A 17,443-nucleotide genomic window follows, 5' to 3' on the forward strand; every position below is an offset into this window, starting at 1 on the left:
GCCACACCGCCACGACGCGCAGGAGGCCGCGCACCTGTCGGTGCGCGGCCTCCGGTGACGAGCTGGTCTCAGCGACCGGTCCAGACGGGGTCCCGCTTCTCCACGAAGGCGAGCGCGCCCTCCTTGGCGTCGGCCGAGGTCCGGATCGGGTTCACGAACTCGTGCTGCCGCTCGAACATCTCCTCCAGCTCCCAGTCCTGGGAGCGGACGAGGACCTGCTTGGAGGCGGCGAGCGCCAGGGGAGCGTTGGCCGCGATCTCGTCGGCCAGCTGGAGCGCCACCTCGAGTGCGGAGCCCGGCTCGGCCAGCCGGTTGACCAGGTGCACCTCGGCGGCTGCGGTCGCGGGCCACATCGCGCCGGTCAGGACCAGCTCCATCGCCAGGTGGTAGGGGATGCGACGCTGCAGGCGCAGCAGGCCGCCGGCAGCGGCGGTGAGTCCGCGCTTGACCTCGGGCAGCCCGAACTTCGCCGCCGTGGAGGCGACCACCAGGTCGCAGGACAGCACGATCTCGAACCCGCCGGCCAGCGCGTAGCCCTCGACCGCCGCGATCAGCGGCTTGGTGGGCGGCTTCTGGACCAGGCCGGCGAACCCGCGGCCCTCGATGACCGGGCGCTCGCCCCGGGCGAAGCCCTTGAGGTCCATGCCGGCGCAGAAGGTCTGGTTGGCACCGGTGATGACCCCGACGCTGAGGTCGTCGCGGCTGTCCAGCAGGTCGAGCGCGTCGGCGATCTCCTGGGCCATCTGCAGCGACATCGCGTTGCGCGACGCGGGCCGGTCCATCGTCATGACCAGCACCCGGCCGCGCTCGGTGACCTTGAGCTCCGGGCCGGCGGGCTGGTCGGTCTGCTGGTCCGTGGTGGCGCTCATCGGGGAGCCATCCGGATCGCGCCGTCGAGGCGGATGGTCTCGCCGTTGAGGTAGGGGTTCTCCACGACCTGCTGGGCCATCATCGCGAACTCGTCGGGCTGGCCGAGCCGGGCCGGGTTCGGCACCTGCCCGCCCAGGCCGTCGCGGATCTCCTGGGAGAACCGCGCCAGGATCGGGGTGTCGAAGACGCCGGGCGCGATGGTGTTGACCCGGATGTTCTTGGTGGCCAGGTCACGGGCGGCGACCAGGGTCATGCCGACGACGCCGGCCTTGGCCGAGGCGTAGGGGATCTGGCCGATCTGGCCCTCCCAGGCGGCGACCGAGGCGGTGAGCACGCAGACGCCGCGCTCGCCCTCGAGCACCTCGTTCTTGGCCATCCGGGCCGCGGCGAGCCGCAGCACGTTGAAGGTGCCCACCAGGTTGATGTTGATCAGCTGCTGGTAGAGCTCCAGGTCGCCCGGCGTGCCGTCGCGGTTGACCAGGCGGACAGTGCCGCCCTTGCCCGCGCAGTGCACCAGGGCCCGCAGCGGGCCGTGCTGCTCGGCGGCGTCGAGGGCCGCATCGACCGTCGCCGCGTCGGTCACGTCGCCCTGGGCGAACGTGCCGCCGATCTCGGCGGCGAACTCGGTGCCCAGCTCCTCGTTGAGGTCGAAGACCACGACGTGGGCTCCGGCCTTCGCGAGGCGGCGGGCGGTTGCCGCGCCGAGGCCGGAGGCCCCGCCGGTGACCAGGGCTGATGCTCCGTTGACGTCCACTCGGACTCCTTCGATGTGTGGGGGGACTGCGAGGGGGGAGCGGGTCAGAGCCGCTCGAGGATCGTGGCGTTGGCCATCCCGCCGGCCTCGCACATGAGCTCGAGGCCGTAGCGCTGGCCCTCGTCCTCCAGTGCGTGCAGCATCGTGGTCATCAGACGCGCCCCGGAGGCGCCCAGCGGGTGGCCCAGGGCGATGGCGCCGCCGCGCGGGTTGAGCTTGGCAGGGTCGCCCTTGAACTCCTTGAGCCACGCCAGCGGCACGGGGGCGAACGCCTCGTTCACCTCGACGTGGTCGATCTCGTCCAGGGTCAGGCCGGAGCGGGCCAGCGCCTTGTGGGTGGCGGGGATCGGGCCGGTCAGCATCAGCAGCGGGTCGCTGCCGACCACGGACATGGTGTGCACCCGGGCGCGGGGGCGCAGCCCGAGCTCCTCGGCCTTGGCGCGCGACATCAGCAGCAGCGCCGCCGCGCCGTCGGTGATCTGGGAGGAGTTGCCGGCGGTGGTCGACCAGGTGACCTGGGGGAAGCGCTCGGACAGCTGGTCGTTCTCGAAGACCGCCTTGAGTCCGCCCAGCTTCTCCACCGTGGTGCCGCGACGGATCGTCTCGTCCGCGCTCACCACGCCGTTCGGGGTGGTGATCGGCACGATCTCGCGGTCGAAGGCGCCCGCGTCCTGCGCGGCCGCGGCCCGCTCGTGGGAGAGGGCGGCGTACTCGTCGAGCTCCTGGCGGGTGAAGCCCCACTCGGCGGTGACCAGCTCCGAGGCGACGCCCTGGGAGACCAGGCCGGGGGCGTAGCGCTCGGCGATCCCGGCGCCGTACGGGTCGGCGTCCATCCGGGCCGAGCCCATGACCACCCGGCTCATCGACTCCACGCCGCCGGCGATCACGATGTCGGCCTCGCCGGAGAGGATGCCCTGGGCGGCGAAGTGCACCGACTGCTGGCTCGAGCCGCACTTGCGGTCGATGGTGGTGGCCGGGACGTGGGCCGGGAAGCCCGCGGCGAGCCAGGCCATCCGACCCGGGGTCGCGGACTGCTCGCCGACCTGTGAGACGCAGCCGATGATGACGTCGTCCACGGTCCCGGGGTCGACCTGGGGGGAGCGGGCGAGAAGCGCCTGCAGCGTCTGCGCGAGCAGGTCCACCGGGTGTACGTCGGACAGGGCGCCTCCCGCCTTGCCGCGCCCCACGGGCGAGCGGACGGCGTCGACGATCACGACGTCGCGAGGGCTGTTTCCTTGCGTCTGAGCCATGCCTATTGCTTATCATGATTGTCATGCGTATGTCCACGGTCGCCCCGTGGGGCGTGCGAGGTGGAACGGGTTACCGGCGCTCCTTGACACGCTTTCCGAGATGAATCTAGGATAATGATTACAACTAAGGAGGTGATTCCGTGACGGATCCGTACGCGGAGATCAGACAGCTTGCGGCACAGGTGGCTCGCGAGGTCTACGAACCCATGGCCGAGTCGCTCGACGTCAACCGCACACCCATCCCCAAGGAAGAGCGCCGCCGACTCGGCGACCTCGGCTTCCTGGGCATCGCCCACCCGGAGAAGTACGGTGGCTCCGGCGCCCCGCTCGAGGAGGCGCTCGTGGTCATCGAGGAGCTGGGCAAGGTGTGCCGCCCGGCCGCCTTCCAGGTCTTCGAGGCCAACACCGGCCCGGCCCAGGTGATCACCCACCTCGGCTCCGAGGAGCAGCGCGAGCGCTGGCTCCCCGACATCATCAGCGGCGAGCGCACCATGGCCGTCGGCATCTCCGAGCCGGACGCCGGCTCGGCCGCCACGGACATGCGCACCAACGCCAAGGAGGTCGACGGCCGCCTGGTGATCAACGGCTCCAAGCGCTGGATCTCCAACGGTGGCGAGGCCGACCAGTACCTGCTCTACTGCCGCCTCTCCGACGCGCCGGGCGCCAAGGGGATCGGCGCGGTCGTGGTCGACAAGGGCACCCCCGGGTTCAGCTTCGGCGCCGGCGAGCGCCTGATGGGCTTCCGCGGCATCCCCTCGGCCGACCTCTACTTCGACAACGTCGAGGTCCCCCTGGAGAACGTCGTGGTGCCGGCCGGCTCCTTCGGCAAGCTCTTCGGCATCTTCTCCATCGAGCGGATGGGCAACACCACCATGAGCCTGGCGATCGGCCAGGCCGCCCTCGACAAGACGCTGAAGTACGTCGAGGAGCGCGAGCAGTTCGGCAAGCCCCTGGTGGAGTTCCAGAGCATCCAGGTGATGCTGGCCGACATGATCCTGCAGGTCGAGGCTGCCCGGCTGCTGCGCGACAAGGCCGCGGCCACCGCCACCGAGACCGGCATCCCGGACACCTTGGCGGTCTCGCTCGCCAAGTGCACCGCCAACGAGATGGCCAAGCGGGTCACCGACCTGGCCATGCAGATCCACGGCGGCAACGGCTACACCGAGGAGTACGGTCTCGAGCGGTTGCACCGTGACTCCCACGGCTGGGCGATCGCGGGCGGCACCCCGATGATGCAGCGCACGCGCATCGTCTCCGAGGTGCTCGGCCGCAAGTTCGACCAGCGTCGCTGAGCGGGCCCCGGCCCGTCGGCCCGTCGGCCCGTCGAAAACTCTCCAGAAGGAACTCACCGTGGAAGACAGCCAGTTGTTCGACCTCAGCCCCCGGCACCGTGAGGTCCGGGAGATCGCCCGGGAGGTGGCCGCCAAGGTCGCGCCCTTCGCCGACGAGGCCGACGAGGCCGTCGAGGTGCACCAGGGATGCCTGGACGCGCTGCGGGAGAGTGGCCTGGCCCGCTATGTGGTCCAGGCGGCGTACGGCGGGCACGACGAGGTGCTGGACCCGCTGACCATCGCGGTGGTCCGGGAGCAGCTGATGTACTCCTCGGCGCACCTGGACTCCATGTTCGGCATGCAGGGGGTCGGCAGCTACTCGCTCTCGGTGGGGGCTCGGAGGCGCTGAAGCAGCAGTGGCTGCCCAAGGTCGCCACCCTGGACGCCATCGCGGGGCTCGCGCTCACCGAGCCCGACGTGGGCTCGGACCTGCGAGCCATCACCACCACGATGGTCGTCGACGGGGACGAGCTGGTCGTCAACGGGCGCAAGTCCTTCATCACCAACGGCGGCGCGGCGGACTTCTACTGCACGCTGGTGCGTGAGGAGGACGGCTGGTCGATGGTGCTGGTCCCGGCGAGCACGCCGGGGCTGAGCATCGAGAAGGGTGCCGACCTGATGGCGCCCCACATCCTCGGCGAGCTCACCTTCGACGACGTCCGGGTGCCCGCCGACCACCGGCTCGGGGTTCCCGGCAAGGCGTTCTCGCTGATGCTGCAGACCCTGGCGGTCTTCCGGGTGACCGTGGCCGGCTCCGCCGTGGGCCTGGCCCAGGCGGCGCTGGACGAGGCCAAGAACCACGCCATGACGCGCGAGCAGTTCGGCAAGCCGCTCATCGAGCTGGGTGCGGTCTCGCAGAAGCTGGCCCAGTCCTGGACCGACGTCGAGGCAGCCCGGGCGTTCGTGTACCGCGCGGCGGCCCTGGCCAAGAGCGACCCGCTGGCGCACCTGGACTACTCCTCGATGGCCAAGGTGCACGCCACCGAGTCGGCCGCCGCGGTGGTGGACCGGTCGGTCCAGACGATGGGGCGCTTCGGCCTCGTCCGCGGCTCCAAGATCGAGCGCCTCTACCGCAACGCCCGGCCGCTGCGGGTCTACGAGGGTGCCACCGAGGTGCTGCTCGACTCGCTCGCCCGCCGCCTCGCGAAGGGCGCCCGCTGACATGGACCTGCAGCTGGAGAACACAGTCGTCCTGGTGACCGGCGCCAGCCGCGGCCTCGGTGCCGAGATGGCGATCAAGCTCGCCGAGGAGGGCGCCTACGTGGTGGCCGCCGCCCGGAGCGTGGCCAGCCTGGCCGAGGTCGCCGAGCGCGGTCACGGGCGGATCAGCATCGTGGAGGCGGACATGACCGACGAGGAGTCCGTCGCCGGGCTCGTCGACGAGGTCATCGAGCGGCACGGGCGGATCGACGGCCTGATCAACAACGCCGGCATCGCGCCGGCAGGCAAGTTCGTGGACCAGGACCCGCAGATCTGGAAGGACGCCCTGACCGTCAACGTGCTGGCGCCGATGATGCTGGCCCAGGCGGCCGGCCGCCAGATGATCGCCCAGGGTGGCGGTCGGATCGTCAACGTCGCCTCCACCACGGGCGTGCGCGGCAAGCCCTACCTGGTCGGCTACTCCACCTCCAAGGGCGCCGTGGTGCGGTTCACCGAGGCGCTGGCCGCCGAGTGGGGCTCCAAGAACGTGCAGGTCAACTGCATCGCCCCGGGTGCGTTCCGGACCGAGGCGCAGAAGGCGGTCACCGAGTCCGAGGACCTGCTGGCCCGTCGCGTGGCCAAGATCCCCGCGGGCCGGATGGCCGACCCGTCCGAGCTGGTGCCGCTGGCGTGCCTGCTCGTGTCCCCCGTGTCCCCCTTCACCACCGGTGCGATCTTCGTGGTCGACGGTGGCGAGTCCGGAAAGCTGTGAACGACGTGATCATCGACGCCCACACCCACATCTGGCCCGACAAGATCGCCGCGATCGCCCTGGGCGGCAACCGCGTCGAGGGCCTCGAGGCCCGGGGTGACGGCACCGTCAGCGGCCTCACCAACGACATGGCCGCCAGCGGGGTGCAGATCAGCTGCTGCCTGGCGATCGCCAACGAGGCGCGCCACGTCGACTCGGTCAACCGCTTCGTGGCGGGGCTGGCGGACGAGACGCACGTGCCCTTCGGCACCGTGCACGTGGACCTGTCGGTGGAGGAGAACCTCGCCAGCCTGCAGCGGCACGGGGTGCGGGCGGTCAAGATCCACCCGCTCTTCCAGAAGTTCGGCCTCGACGACCCCCGGCTGTGGGAGATCTTCGAGGCCTTCGGCAGCGACTACGCCGTGATCACCCACGTCGGCGAGGGCGGTGACGAGTTCACCAACAGCCTGTCCAACCCGCGGATGATCCGTGACCTCACCCGGCAGTTCCCCGACCTGAGGCTGATGGCCTGCCACTTCGGCGGCTACAAGATCCTCGACGACGCCGAGGAGATGCTGGCCGGCACCGACGTGGTGCTGGAGACCTCCTGGCCGCCCAGCCTGGCCACCCTGCGCCCCGAGCGGGTCCGCGACCTGATCCGCAAGCACGGCGCCGAGCGCATCGTGTTCGGCTCCGACTGGCCGATGACCAGCCCGGCGGAGGAGATCCGCGCGATCGAGGCGCTGGGACTCACCGACGACGAGACCAAGCTGGTGCTCGGCGGGACCCTGGCCAGCGTGCTGGGCGACCGGCTGCCCTCCTAGAGCCCGGTCCGAGGAGCCCGACCCCTCGGGGTCGGGCTCCTCGGCGGTGCCTCGGTGGGCACAGCTCAGATGACGCCCCACACGATGGGCTCGTCAAGCACGGCGGGGAACTTCTTCTCCGCGTAGCGCAGGTACTCCTGGATGTGGTCCTGCATGGACGCCGCAGCGGCGTTGGGGTCGCGGGACTCGATCATCTCGCAGATCTGCAGGTGCGCCTTGTGCACCGCGGTACGACGCACCTCGGGGTAGTCGATGCCGATCGCCGACCCGTCGAGGATGCCGAGCAGGGCGTCGACCAGATAGCCGAACATCGCGTTGCCGGAGCCGCGCGCGATCAGGTCGTGGAAGCGCTTGTTCTCCTCCAGGAAGATCGACTGGTTCTTCAGGTTCTCCTGCATGTTGTCCACGCTGGCCCGCAGGGCGGCCAGGTTCGCCTCGTCCATCCGCTCCGCGGCGAGCCGGGACATCATCGGCTCCAGCCCGAGGCGGGCCTCGGCGATGGTGCGGAACGGCGCGTTGGCGAACTGCAGCAGCAGGGTGAGCGAGGTGGCCAGGCAGCCGGCATCCGGCTGCTGGACCACGGGACCGCCACCGGGGCCGGGCTTGAGGGTGATGACGCCCTGGAGCTCGAGGAAGCGCAGCGACTCGCGCAGCGTGCCGCGCCCCACGTCGTACTTCTCGAGCATCACGCGCTCGGGCGGCAGCCGGTCGCCGACCACGTTGCCGCGCTCGTTGATGTCGGCCACGATCCGTTGCGCCACCAGCATGGCGGTCTTCATGGGCCTCAGTGAGCCGGAGGTCATGTCAGGTCCCTTCACTTGCCGGCGGGGTGCCGGCTCGAGCTACGGCGACGACGAAGCCTAGGGGAATCATAGTCAATAATTAGCCGCGTCGAATGAATTGCCTTCGTGTTGCGCGTGCCGAGCGGGCTCAGGAGGCGTTCACGACGCCGTTCGAGGCCAGGGCGTCCACGTCCTCGGAGGTCAGGCCGAGCTCGTCGACCAGGATCTCGCGCGTGTGCTGGCCCACGCTGGGCACGCCGTCGTACGTCGGACCGGCGTAGTCCTTCATGTGCAGGATCGGCCCGGGCATCAGCGCCGGCCCGAGGACGGTGTTGGCCAGCTCCACCAGGGTGCGCTCGCTGAAGTGCGGGTCCTCGGTCACGTCCTTGGAGTCGTTGACGGCGGCCGCCACGACCTCGTACTTGTCGAGGATCTCCAGGGCCTGGGACCGCGGGTGCGAGCCGACCCAGTCGATGACGATCTGCTGCATCGCGTCGTTGTTGGCCATCCGGGCGGTGTTGGTGGCGAACCGCTCGTCGTCCTTGAGCTCGGGACGTCCCATCGCCTCGAACAGGCGCAGGGCGATCGACTGGTTGGAGGCTGCGATGGAGAGCCAGGTCCCGTCGGCGGCCTGGTAGATCCCGCGCGGGGAGGCCGCGCCGGAGGCGTTGCCGTGCCGCTGCATGATCGTGCCGGTCGAGGTGTAGTTCAGCACCGCGTCGCCGAGGATGAACATCAGCGGCTCGTACAGCGCCACGTCGACCTCGGAGCCCTGGCCGGTCATCTCGCGGCGGAACAGCGCCATCGAGGTCCCGAAGGCCGCGGAGATGCCGGCGATGGAGTCGGCGAACCCGAACGGCGGGGCGGTGGGCGGGGTGTCCGGCCAGCCGTTGAGGAAGGCGTACCCGCTCGCGGTCTCGGCCACGGTGCCGAAGCCCGGTCGCTCGCTGTAGGGGCCGGTCTGGCCGAAGCCGCTGACCCGGGTCATCACGATCTTGGGGTTGTCGGTCGCGAGCTCGGCGTAGCCGAGGCCCCAGGCCTCCATCCGTCCGGGACGGAAGTTCTCGATGACCACGTCGGCCTTGCTGATGAGCTGGCGGGCGACGGTGCGGCCCTCCTGCTGGCGCATGTCGAGGCCGACCGAGCGCTTGCCCGAGTTCAGGCGGGAGAAGCCGATGGCCAGCCCCTCGTGCGCCGGCTGCCACTGACGGGCGAAGTCACCGTGGACCGGGTCCTCGATCTTGATCACGTCGGCACCGAAGTCCCGGAGCATCCGGCCCGCGGTCGGGGCGGCGTACATGGAGCCCAGCTCGACGACGCGGACGCCGGTCAGTGGTGCCTGGGACTGGGGGTTGGGCATGGGGTGTCCTCTCGACGCAATCAATGCGCATCAATACTAACATTGAGTGGCGCTGGTCACAAGGTGGCGACCAGCTGCTCGGCCAGCGCGTGCGCCTGGCGGGTGGCGAACACCAGTCGACGCGGCGCGTAGGCGTCACCCAGGACGTGCACCTCGGGCAGGTCGAGACGCAGCTCGTCGTACAGCGAGGAGTCCGAGACGCTCCCGCAGGCCAGCACCACGGAGTCGAACTCGCCGTGGGTGCGCGGCTTGAGGGAGTAGACGTTGCGGGTCTGCAACGAGGTGGCGTCGATGGCGGTGACCTGCTGGTTGCACACGAACCCGACGTCGTTGGCGTCCAGCCGCCCCAGGATGCCGCCCACGATGTAGCGCCCGAGCAGCGGCGCCGGCTGCGCGGTGGCGTAGAAGACCGTGACCTGGTGTCCCGCGGAGGCGAGGTGGTCGGCGACCGACAGGGGAGCGACGTGGTCGTCCTGGGCCACCACCGCCACCCGACGCCCGGGCTTCGCGCGGCCGGCGAGCACGTCGCGGATGTCGAGCACGTGCGCGGCGTCGACGCCGGCGATGTCCGGGGTCCGCGGACCGGCCCCGGTGGCGATGGCCACGACGTCCGCCCCGGCGCTGCGCACGTCGTCGGCCGTGGCCCGGCGGCCCAGGCTGACCTCCACGCCCAGCTGGGCCAGACGGCGCGCCTGCCAGGTGAGGTACTCGCCGTACATCTCGTGGCGCGGCGCCATCGGGGCGTAGCGGAGCTGGCCGCCCAGCTCGGTGTCGGCCTCCCACAGCTCGACCGACAGGCGGCCCTCCCGGGCCAGGGCCGCCAGCTCCATGCCGGCGGGACCCCCGCCCACCACGAGCAGCCGCCGTGACTGGCTGGCCGTCGGCCACGGGCCCTCGACCTCGTGGCTGGTCTGCGGGTTGACCGCACAGCCGAACGGCAGGTTCTCCACGTAGCGGCGGCTGATGCACTCGTTGCCGCCGACGCAGGGACGGATGTCGGCGAGCCGGCCCTGTCGTGCCTTGGCCAGCAGCTCGCCGTCGGCGATGTGGGCGCGGGCCATGCCGACCACGTCGGCGCTGCCGGCGGCCAGCACCTGCTCGGCGACCGCGGGGGAGTTGATGCGGCCGGTGTGCACCACCGGCAGCGAGATGCCTCGCTTGAGCTCTCCGGACAGGGCCGCGAACTGGGCCGGGTCGAAGTACGTCGGCTGGATGTAGCTGGGGTTGCCCCAGGGGCTGCCCACGACGCCGTGCACGTAGTCGATCAGGCCGGTCGACTCGAAGTACTGCGCGAGCTCGACGCCACCGCTGACGCCGTAGCCGCCGGGCACCTCCTCGCGGATGTTGAGCCGGATGCCCAGCGTCATGGTGTCGCCGACGACCTCGCGGATCGCCCGCATGGTCTCCACGGCGAACCGGCAGCGGTTCTCCAGCGACCCGCCGTAGGCGTCGGTGCGCAGGTTGGTGAGCGGGGAGAGGAACCACTCGTGCAGGTCGTCGTGGTTGAGGTGGAGCTCGATCCCGTCGGCGCGGCCCGCCATGGACAGGCGCGCGGACTCGGCGTACTCCGCGACGAAGGCGTCGATGTCGTCGGAGTCCATCACGTGCGGCATCAGGTTGATCGTGGGAGCGCTCATCGTCGGCGAGGCCCCGTGCGGCATCCCGCCCTGGTGCACCATCTGCACCGACACGAACGCACCGTGGGCGTGCAGGGCGTCGCTGAACTGCTGGATGCGCTCGACGAAGAACGGCAGCCGGAAGACCCCGTCCGTGGTGGCTCCCAGCCCGGTCGGCTCGAAGCCGGGGATCAGGTGGTTCGCCACGTGCGAGGAGAGGCTGGCCACCCAGGCCACCCCCTCGTCGCGCACCCGCTGCTCGAAGTAGGCGATGTTGCGCGCCGCGTCCTCGTCGCTGCCGAAGATGTTGCCGATGGCCGACGCGTGCGGCGGCAGCACGACCCGGTTGCGCAGCCGCATCGTGCCGACCTGGATCGGGGAGAAGAGGTGGGGGAAGCCGGTGGTCGTGGCCGCAGTGGTCATGGACGCTCCTTGAGTGAGGTGGCCTGTTCCTAGCACGTCCATGAGGATGATTACCAGGGTTGCCTGGCGGAACCAGGGGAATCCCGGGCGCCGCGAGGTGAGTCAACCGACTGTTTGGTGGGATACCGTGCCGGAATGAGCCTGCGGCAGTCAGAGGTGATCGCTCCGTGCCCCAGCGACCCCGCGTCCCAGCGGGCGGTCGCCGCAGCCCGCCGGGTCGTGGAGACGCTGGTCCGGCACACCTTCTCCTCGGGGTCCGAGCTGGCGTCCGCGGCCGCGACGCTGGAGCAGCTGGCCGACCGGCTGGAGCTGTCCTCACCCAGCGCCCAGGCGGTCGTGGACGGGCTGGAGCGCCGCGAGAGGTACAGCCGACACGACCCGGTGTCCGGCGCCCACAACCCCTTTGCCCCACCGGTGGAGGTCGTGGGACGCAGTGACGGCTCGGTGGCGGGCAGCGTGCGGTTCGGCCTGCCCCACCAGGGTCCGCCGGGGCTGGTGCACGGCGGGGTGCTCGCCATGGTGCTGGACCACGTGCTGGCACTGGCCAACTCGTGGGCCGGAACCATCGGGATGACCGGAGGGCTCGAGCTGCGCTACCTGCGACCCACCCCGCTCTTCGCCGACCTGCAGGTGACCGCACGGCAGGAGCGCCTGGAGGGACGCAAGATCCTCACCTCGGGCGAGATCACCCTCGACGGCGAGCCCTGCGTGACGGCGAGCGGCCTGTTCGTCGCCTTCCCCGCCCCGACCCCCGCCCCGACGGGGCGCTGACCGGGTGGACGACTCCAGGCGCGTCGCCACCCTGGTCGGTGTCCTCTTCGGCATCGCCAGCATGGGCTCGTCCTCCGCGGCCATCGCGCTCGCCCCGATGGCCCAGGACCTCGGCATCGAGGTCTCGACGGCGGTGTGGACCATCAGCCTCTACGTCCTGATGCTGGGGGTGACCACGGCGCTGTACGGCCGGATCTCCGACCTGGTCGGCGTGCGGGTCCCGCTGGCGGCCGGGGTGGGCATGATGACCGCGGGGGCGATGCTGGCCGCGCTGGCGCCGGGCTACGAGCTCCACCTGGTGGGCCGACTGGTGCAGGGTGCGGGAGCAGCCGCGGTGCCCACGCTCGGTGTCGTGGTGCTGACGGCCCGGTACGACGGCCCGGTCCGCAGCCTCGCCCTCGGACGACTGGCGGGCATGGCGGCGGTCGTCGGCGGGCTCGGGCCGCTGGGGGGCGGACTCGTGGAGGCGACGCTGGGCTGGCGCGGGGTGATGGCCGTCCCCATGCTGGGCCTGCTGGTGCTGCCATGGATCTGGCACGCGCTGGACTCCGAGGGAGTCAGGGGCCGGCTCGACGTGGTGGGCGCCTGCCTCGTGGCCCTCGCGGCCGCCGGGCTGGTGCTGCTGGTCCAGTCGCCGTCCACCGACGTCGTCTTCGCCGTCGCGGGCTGCGCGCTGCTGGCGACGGGGGTGCCGGCGGTGGTGCTGTGGGTCAGGCGCGAGCCGGGTGGCTTCCTGCCCCTGGTCGTGGTGCGCAACGCGACGCTGGTACGCAGCGCGGTGGCGGCCGCGGCCCTGCCGGCGGGCTGGTTCGCGCTGCTGGTCGCTGCTCCGGCCGTGCTCGTGCTGGAGGGCTGGGAGCCGTGGCAGGTGGGCCTGCTGCTCGTGCCCGGCGCGCTCACCGGCTTCTTCACGCCCCGACTCTCCGGCCGGCTGATCGAGCGCCTGGGTGCGTCTGCGTCGCTCGCCGTCGCCAGCGTCGGGGGCTCGTTGAGCCTGGTCCTCGCAGCGGTCGGGGTGTGGCAGCTCTGGCCCCCGCTGCTCACCCTGTCGATCATGTTGAACACCGCGTGCTTCTCGCTGGGCCAGCCGGCCCTGCTGCGTGCGGTCGGGGACTCCGCGGACGCGGACGTGCGGGGGGTGGCCCTGGGGGTGGCGATGCTGCTCTTCCTCACCGGAGGCAGCGTGGGCTCCGCCGTCGTCGGCGGGCTCAACGGCGTGGTCGGCTACGCCGTCAGCCTGCTCGTGCTGGCGGCGCTGCCCCTGCTCGCCGCGGCGGGGCTCCAGCCCGACGTACGGGCGCACCGGCGCGGTCCCGGGCGCTGACGCCGACCCGGCCCGCCGGATCCATGCGCAGGGTCTATCGTGTGCGGTGATCCCCGACCGCGACCTGGCCGGGAGAGTCGGACCCGGATTGGGACGACGGATCGTCCGCGGCGATTGCCGGCGGCTGTCCCGCACGCCCAAATCCGGAGGTCCCCAATGTCGCAAGCACCGTCGCAATTCTCGTCGTCAGCCCCGTCCCATGTCCTGTGCCCGCGCCGTCGTACCTCGACCGCCCTGGCCGCCCTCGCCGCCCTCGGGCTGGCGCTCGTCCTGGCCGGCTGTGGCGGTGGCTCCGACGACGCGGCGGGCAAGCCCGAGGAGGGCTCGGCGAGCGCCGTGGCGGGCTACCCGGTCACGGTGCGCAACTGCGGCACCGAGGTCACCTTCGACGAGCCCCCGCAGCGCGTGGTCACCATCAAGTCCACCTCCACCGAGCTGCTGCTGGCCCTCGGCCTGGGGGAGCGGATCGTGGGCCAGGCCTTCGGGGACGGACCGGTGCCCGAGCAGTGGGCCGAGGAGGCCGCGGGCATCCCCACGATCTCCGACGAGGCGCCCAGCCAGGAGGTGGTCCTCGAGCACGAGCCCGACCTGGTGCTGGCTGGCTGGGAGAGCAACCTGGCCGCCGACACGGCGGGCGAGCGGGACCAGCTGGCCCGCCTAGGCGTCCACACCTACGTCTCCCCGGCCGCGTGCCAGGCGCCCCAGGACCAGCCGGACCGGATGACCTTCGACCTGCTGTTCGACCAGTTCCAGGAGGTGGGCCGGATCCTCGGCGCACCCGAGCCGGCCGCCGAGCTGGTGCGCGAGCAGCGGTCCCTGCTGGCCGAGGTCTCCCGCGCGAGGCCCGGCACCACGGCGCTGTGGTGGTCCTCGGGCGAGGACACGCCGTACGTCGGCGGCGGGATCGGCGCTCCCCAGATGGTCCTGGACGTCCTCGGCCTGGACAACGTCGTGGGCGACGTGGACCAGACCTGGACCTCCCTGGGCTGGGAGGCGATCGTCGACGCCGACCCCGACGTGATCGTGCTCGTGGACGCCACCTGGAACTCGGCCAGGGACAAGATCGACCAGCTGGAGTCCAGCCCCGCCACCGCCGAGCTGTCCGCGGTGCGCCGGCAGCGCTACCTGGTGGTGCCGTTCCCCGCCGCGGAGGCCGGGGTCCGCTCCGTGCCGGCCGCCATCGACCTGTCCGGCCAGCTGGGCGAGCTGGGCCTGCTCGAGCCGACCCAGCGGTGAGCCCGGCGATGACTCCGGTGCCGGCCCCGACCACCCGGACCGGACCCGTGCCCGAGGCGCCGGCCCGGACGGAGCCACGGACCCCGCGGCCACCACGGCGGCGTCCCCACCCGGGGCAGCTCGGCCTCCCGGTCCTGCTGCTGGCCCTGGTGCTCGTGCTGGTGCTCTCCATCGGCCTGGCCGTCACCATCGGCCCCGCGGACCTGACGCTGCGCGAGGTCTGGGGCGCCGTCGGGGAACGGCTGGGCCTGGGCGAGAGCGGAGTGACCGCTCTGCGCGCCGGGATCGTGTGGGAGCTGCGGCTGCCGCGCGTGCTGACCGCGGCCGCGGTGGGCGCCGGCCTGGCGCTGAGCGGGGCGGTGATGCAGGCGCTGACCCGGAACCCGCTGGCCGACCCCTACCTGCTCGGGCTCTCCTCCGGGGCCTCCACCGGCGCCGTCCTGGTGCTGCTGCTCGGCATGTCGGTGATGCTGCCGGTGGCCGCGTTCTGCGGTGCGCTGATCGCCCTGGCCGCGACGCTGGGCCTGGCCCGCTCGCTCGGCGAGATCACCCCGAGCCGGACGGTCCTCGCCGGGCTGGCGGTCTCCTCCTTCGCGGCAGCCGTCACCTCGATGCTGATCTTCTGGAACGCCCGTGGGGACTCCTTCCGCCAGGTGCTCAGCTGGATGCTGGGGTCGCTGGCCGGTGCCGACTGGCCGGCCGTGGCGATCACCTGGGGGGTGCTGCTGGCGGTCGGGATCCCGGTGCTGGTGCACGGCCGGGTGCTGGACGCCTTCGCGTTCGGCGACTCCGCCGCCGCCTCGCTCGGGGTGGACGTCGGCCGGACCCGGTGGCTGCTGCTCGGCGGCTCCGCGCTGGTCACCGGGGCGATGGTCTCGGTGAGCGGGGCCATCGGCTTCGTCGGCCTGGTGCTGCCGAACGCCGTACGGCTGGTGGTCGGCTCCCGGCACCGGCGGCTGCTGCCGCTGACCGTGCTGCTGGGCGCCATCTTCATGATCTGGGTCGACACGGTCGCGCGCACCCTGTTCGACCCGCGCGAGGTCCCCGTCGGCATCATCACGGTGCTGATCGGGGCGCCGGTCTTCGTGCTGGTCCTGATCGGCCACCGGGGGCGGGCATGACTCCTGAGGACTCCGGCACGCTGCGGGTGCGCGGCCTGTCCCGCGTGGCGGGAGGCGCGGTCCTGGTCGAGGACGCCTCGTTCCAGGTTCCCAGCGGCGGCGTCGTCGCCCTGGTCGGTCCCAACGGGGCCGGGAAGTCGAGCCTGCTCCGGCTGATCGCCGGCACCGCGTCTGCGGACCGGCTCCCCGACGCCGCGCCCGCCCGGCGACGGGCCGGGCGCGGCCAGGCGAGCGTCGTGCTGGACGGCGTCGACCTGCTCGCCCTGCGCCGTCGGGACCGGGCCCGACAGGTCGCGGTCGTCGAGCAGGACGCCCGGGCGGAGTTCGCCCTCACCGTGCGCCAGGTGGTGGCCCTGGGCCGGATCCCGCACGAGTCGTCCTGGGCCGTGGCCCCGACGGAGTCCGGGGAGGTCGACGCGGCCCTGGCGCGCGCCGGGCTGCAGGGGATGGCGGACCGTTCCCTGGCCACGCTCTCGGGTGGCGAGCAGCAGCGGGTGCAGCTGGCCCGGGCGCTGGCCCAGCAGCCGCGGCTGCTGCTGCTCGACGAGCCCACCAACCACCTCGACATCCGGGCCCAGCTGGACACCCTGGCGCTGCTGCGGGAGATCGCGGGGACCGGGATCACCGTGCTCGCCGCCCTGCACGACCTCAACCTCGCCGCGGCCCACTGCGACCACGTGGTGGTGCTCGCCGGTGGCCGGGTGCGCGCTGTGGGGGAGGTGGGCGAGGTCCTGGTCCCCGCCCTGATCGAGGAGACCTACGGCGTGGCCGCCGACGTGGTGGCCCACCCGAGGACGGGCCGGCCGCTGATCGCGTTCTCCCGAACCTAGACTGGCCGCCGACGACGAGCCAGGAGGCGACGTGCAGGGACGGGTCGGGTACGTCGTACCGCTGGACGCGGTCACACCGCGCGAGGCCGTCGACCTCAGCGTCATGGCCCAGCACGCCGGCTTCGTCGGCACCATGGCCGCCGACACCTTCCAGCCCTGGCTCCCCAGCCTGGGCCAGGCGCCCCACGTCTGGACCCTGCTCGGCGCCCTGGCCGAGCACACCACGGGCGACTTCGGGGTCGGGATGGCGGTGGCCGGGGGACGGATGCACCCCGCTGCGCTGGCGCAGGCCGCGGCGACCCTGGGGGCGCTGCACCCGGGGCGGCACTGGATCTCGATGGGCGTCGGCGAGGCGCTGCACGAGCACGTGGTCGGCGACTACTGGCCGGAGCCGCCGCAGCGCATCGAGCGGCTGTTCGAGGCCGTGGAGCTGGTGAAGCGGCTCTTCGCCGGGTCAGGCGCGGGCCGCGAGGTGCGGTACGACGGCTCGCACTTCCGGATGGAGAGCTCCCGGCTGTGGACGATGCCGCAGCAGCCACCCGCGGTGCTGGTCGCCACCAGCGGCCCGCACACCGCGCGCCGCGCGGGCCGCAGCGCCGACGGGCTGCTGGCCTTCGCCGTGCAGCCGCAGCAGGCGGCGCTGCTCCTGGAGCGGTTCCGGGAGGGGGCGCGGGAGTCCGGCAAGGACCCCGCCGCGATGCCCGCCTGGCTGCACCTCAACGTGAGCTGGGCGAGCAGCACCGAGGCGGCGGTCCGGCACGTCGTGGAGCGCTACCCGATGGCCGCGATGCGGTTCGCGCGCGGCGACCTGCGCTCCCCGCACGCGGTGGAGCAGATCGCCCGGCTGGTGCGGGCCGAGGACTTCGAGGGCCGGATCCCGGCGAGCGCCGACCCGGCCGTGCACCTGGCCGAGATCCGGACCTACCTGGACCTCGGCTACGACCGGGTGTTCCTGCACAACGTGGGGCCCGACCAGGCGGCCTTCCTGCAGACGTTCGGGCGCGACGTGATCCCCGCGCTGGACTCCTAGAGGTTTGCCCGCCCCCCGCCGGTGGCATAG

At 72.2% G+C, this 17,443-nt stretch carries 17 protein-coding genes; 11 read left to right on the plus strand and 6 right to left on the minus strand.

Annotated features, from left to right (window positions below):
- Window positions 1–68: 68 nt before the first annotated feature.
- From C0R66_RS03595 to C0R66_RS03605, 3 genes are read right to left on the minus strand one after another with little or no spacing between them, the layout of a single operon-like run.
- The gene (locus tag C0R66_RS03595) at window positions 69–869 is read right to left on the minus strand and encodes a crotonase/enoyl-CoA hydratase family protein (protein ID WP_101523549.1); all 801 of its coding nucleotides are present in this window, start codon (window positions 867–869) and stop codon (window positions 69–71) included.
- Entirely contained in the window at window positions 866–1,624 is a 759-nt protein-coding gene (locus tag C0R66_RS03600) for an SDR family NAD(P)-dependent oxidoreductase (protein WP_101523550.1), read from the minus strand. Before C0R66_RS03600 ends, C0R66_RS03595 begins: the two co-directional genes overlap by 4 nt.
- A gap of 44 nt (window positions 1,625–1,668) precedes the next feature.
- A complete protein-coding gene (locus tag C0R66_RS03605) occupies window positions 1,669–2,874 on the minus strand; it encodes a thiolase family protein (RefSeq protein ID WP_101523551.1) in 1,206 nt (401 codons plus the stop codon).
- A gap of 140 nt (window positions 2,875–3,014) precedes the next feature.
- Here C0R66_RS03605 and C0R66_RS03610 point away from each other — a divergent pair, with 140 nt between their 5' ends.
- The 5 genes from C0R66_RS03610 to C0R66_RS03625 are packed head-to-tail and all read left to right on the plus strand — an operon-like array spanning window position 3,015 to window position 6,920.
- Window positions 3,015–4,166 carry an acyl-CoA dehydrogenase family protein gene (locus tag C0R66_RS03610; protein WP_199286797.1) on the plus strand — a complete coding sequence of 384 codons (1,152 nt, stop codon included), beginning with the start codon at window positions 3,015–3,017 and terminating at the stop codon, window positions 4,164–4,166.
- Between the two features lie 58 nt (window positions 4,167–4,224).
- Window positions 4,225–4,554: an acyl-CoA dehydrogenase family protein gene (locus tag C0R66_RS18915; protein ID WP_199286798.1), complete on the plus strand. Its 330-nt coding sequence runs from the start codon at window positions 4,225–4,227 to the stop codon at window positions 4,552–4,554.
- Window positions 4,555–4,592: 38 nt separating this feature from the next.
- Window positions 4,593–5,366: an acyl-CoA dehydrogenase family protein gene (locus C0R66_RS03615; RefSeq protein ID WP_277869189.1), complete on the plus strand. Its 774-nt coding sequence runs from the start codon at window positions 4,593–4,595 to the stop codon at window positions 5,364–5,366.
- Window position 5,367: 1 nt separating this feature from the next.
- The gene (locus C0R66_RS03620; protein WP_101523552.1) at window positions 5,368–6,117 is read left to right on the plus strand and encodes an SDR family NAD(P)-dependent oxidoreductase; all 750 of its coding nucleotides are present in this window, start codon (window positions 5,368–5,370) and stop codon (window positions 6,115–6,117) included.
- Window positions 6,114–6,920 carry an amidohydrolase family protein gene (locus C0R66_RS03625; RefSeq protein ID WP_199286800.1) on the plus strand — a complete coding sequence of 269 codons (807 nt, stop codon included), beginning with the start codon at window positions 6,114–6,116 and terminating at the stop codon, window positions 6,918–6,920. Before C0R66_RS03620 ends, C0R66_RS03625 begins: the two co-directional genes overlap by 4 nt.
- A 65-nt stretch (window positions 6,921–6,985) precedes the next feature.
- Here the strand turns inward: C0R66_RS03625 and C0R66_RS03630 are convergent, their stop codons facing one another.
- From C0R66_RS03630 to C0R66_RS03640, 3 genes are all read right to left on the minus strand, one after another.
- Window positions 6,986–7,699 (minus strand): FadR/GntR family transcriptional regulator, encoded by a 714-nt coding sequence (locus tag C0R66_RS03630; RefSeq protein ID WP_199286801.1) that lies wholly within the window; start codon window positions 7,697–7,699, stop codon window positions 6,986–6,988.
- Window positions 7,700–7,850: 151 nt separating this feature from the next.
- Window positions 7,851–9,062: a CaiB/BaiF CoA transferase family protein gene (locus C0R66_RS03635; protein ID WP_101523554.1), complete on the minus strand. Its 1,212-nt coding sequence runs from the start codon at window positions 9,060–9,062 to the stop codon at window positions 7,851–7,853.
- Between the two features lie 56 nt (window positions 9,063–9,118).
- Entirely contained in the window at window positions 9,119–11,101 is a 1,983-nt protein-coding gene (locus C0R66_RS03640; RefSeq protein WP_101523555.1) for an oxidoreductase, read from the minus strand.
- 135 nt (window positions 11,102–11,236) lie between these two features.
- On the opposite strand from C0R66_RS03640, the gene C0R66_RS03645 reads away from it, so the two are divergent.
- The 6 genes from C0R66_RS03645 to C0R66_RS03670 all read left to right on the plus strand — a co-directional run bounded on the left by C0R66_RS03645 (window position 11,237) and on the right by C0R66_RS03670 (window position 17,413).
- Window positions 11,237–11,872, plus strand: coding sequence for a PaaI family thioesterase (locus C0R66_RS03645; RefSeq protein ID WP_101523556.1), 636 nt, complete (start codon window positions 11,237–11,239; stop codon window positions 11,870–11,872).
- A 4-nt stretch (window positions 11,873–11,876) separates the two neighbouring features.
- Window positions 11,877–13,196: an MFS transporter gene (locus C0R66_RS03650; protein WP_101523557.1), complete on the plus strand. Its 1,320-nt coding sequence runs from the start codon at window positions 11,877–11,879 to the stop codon at window positions 13,194–13,196.
- A 156-nt stretch (window positions 13,197–13,352) separates the two neighbouring features.
- Window positions 13,353–14,432, plus strand: a complete 1,080-nt coding sequence (locus C0R66_RS03655; protein ID WP_101523558.1) for a putative F420-0 ABC transporter substrate-binding protein — start codon at window positions 13,353–13,355, stop codon at window positions 14,430–14,432.
- 8 nt (window positions 14,433–14,440) lie between these two features.
- Window positions 14,441–15,553, plus strand: coding sequence for a putative F420-0 ABC transporter permease subunit (locus tag C0R66_RS03660; protein ID WP_101523559.1), 1,113 nt, complete (start codon window positions 14,441–14,443; stop codon window positions 15,551–15,553).
- The gene (locus tag C0R66_RS03665) at window positions 15,550–16,383 is read left to right on the plus strand and encodes an ABC transporter ATP-binding protein (RefSeq protein WP_101523560.1); all 834 of its coding nucleotides are present in this window, start codon (window positions 15,550–15,552) and stop codon (window positions 16,381–16,383) included. The genes C0R66_RS03660 and C0R66_RS03665 overlap by 4 nt, the downstream gene beginning before the upstream one ends.
- Window positions 16,384–16,414: 31 nt before the next feature.
- Complete coding sequence (locus C0R66_RS03670) at window positions 16,415–17,413, plus strand: TIGR03557 family F420-dependent LLM class oxidoreductase (protein WP_101523561.1); 999 nt, start codon at window positions 16,415–16,417, stop codon at window positions 17,411–17,413.
- Window positions 17,414–17,443 lie beyond the last annotated feature (30 nt).

Source organism: Nocardioides houyundeii (genome assembly GCF_002865585.1).
Lineage (GTDB): Bacteria > Actinomycetota > Actinomycetes > Propionibacteriales > Nocardioidaceae > Nocardioides > Nocardioides houyundeii.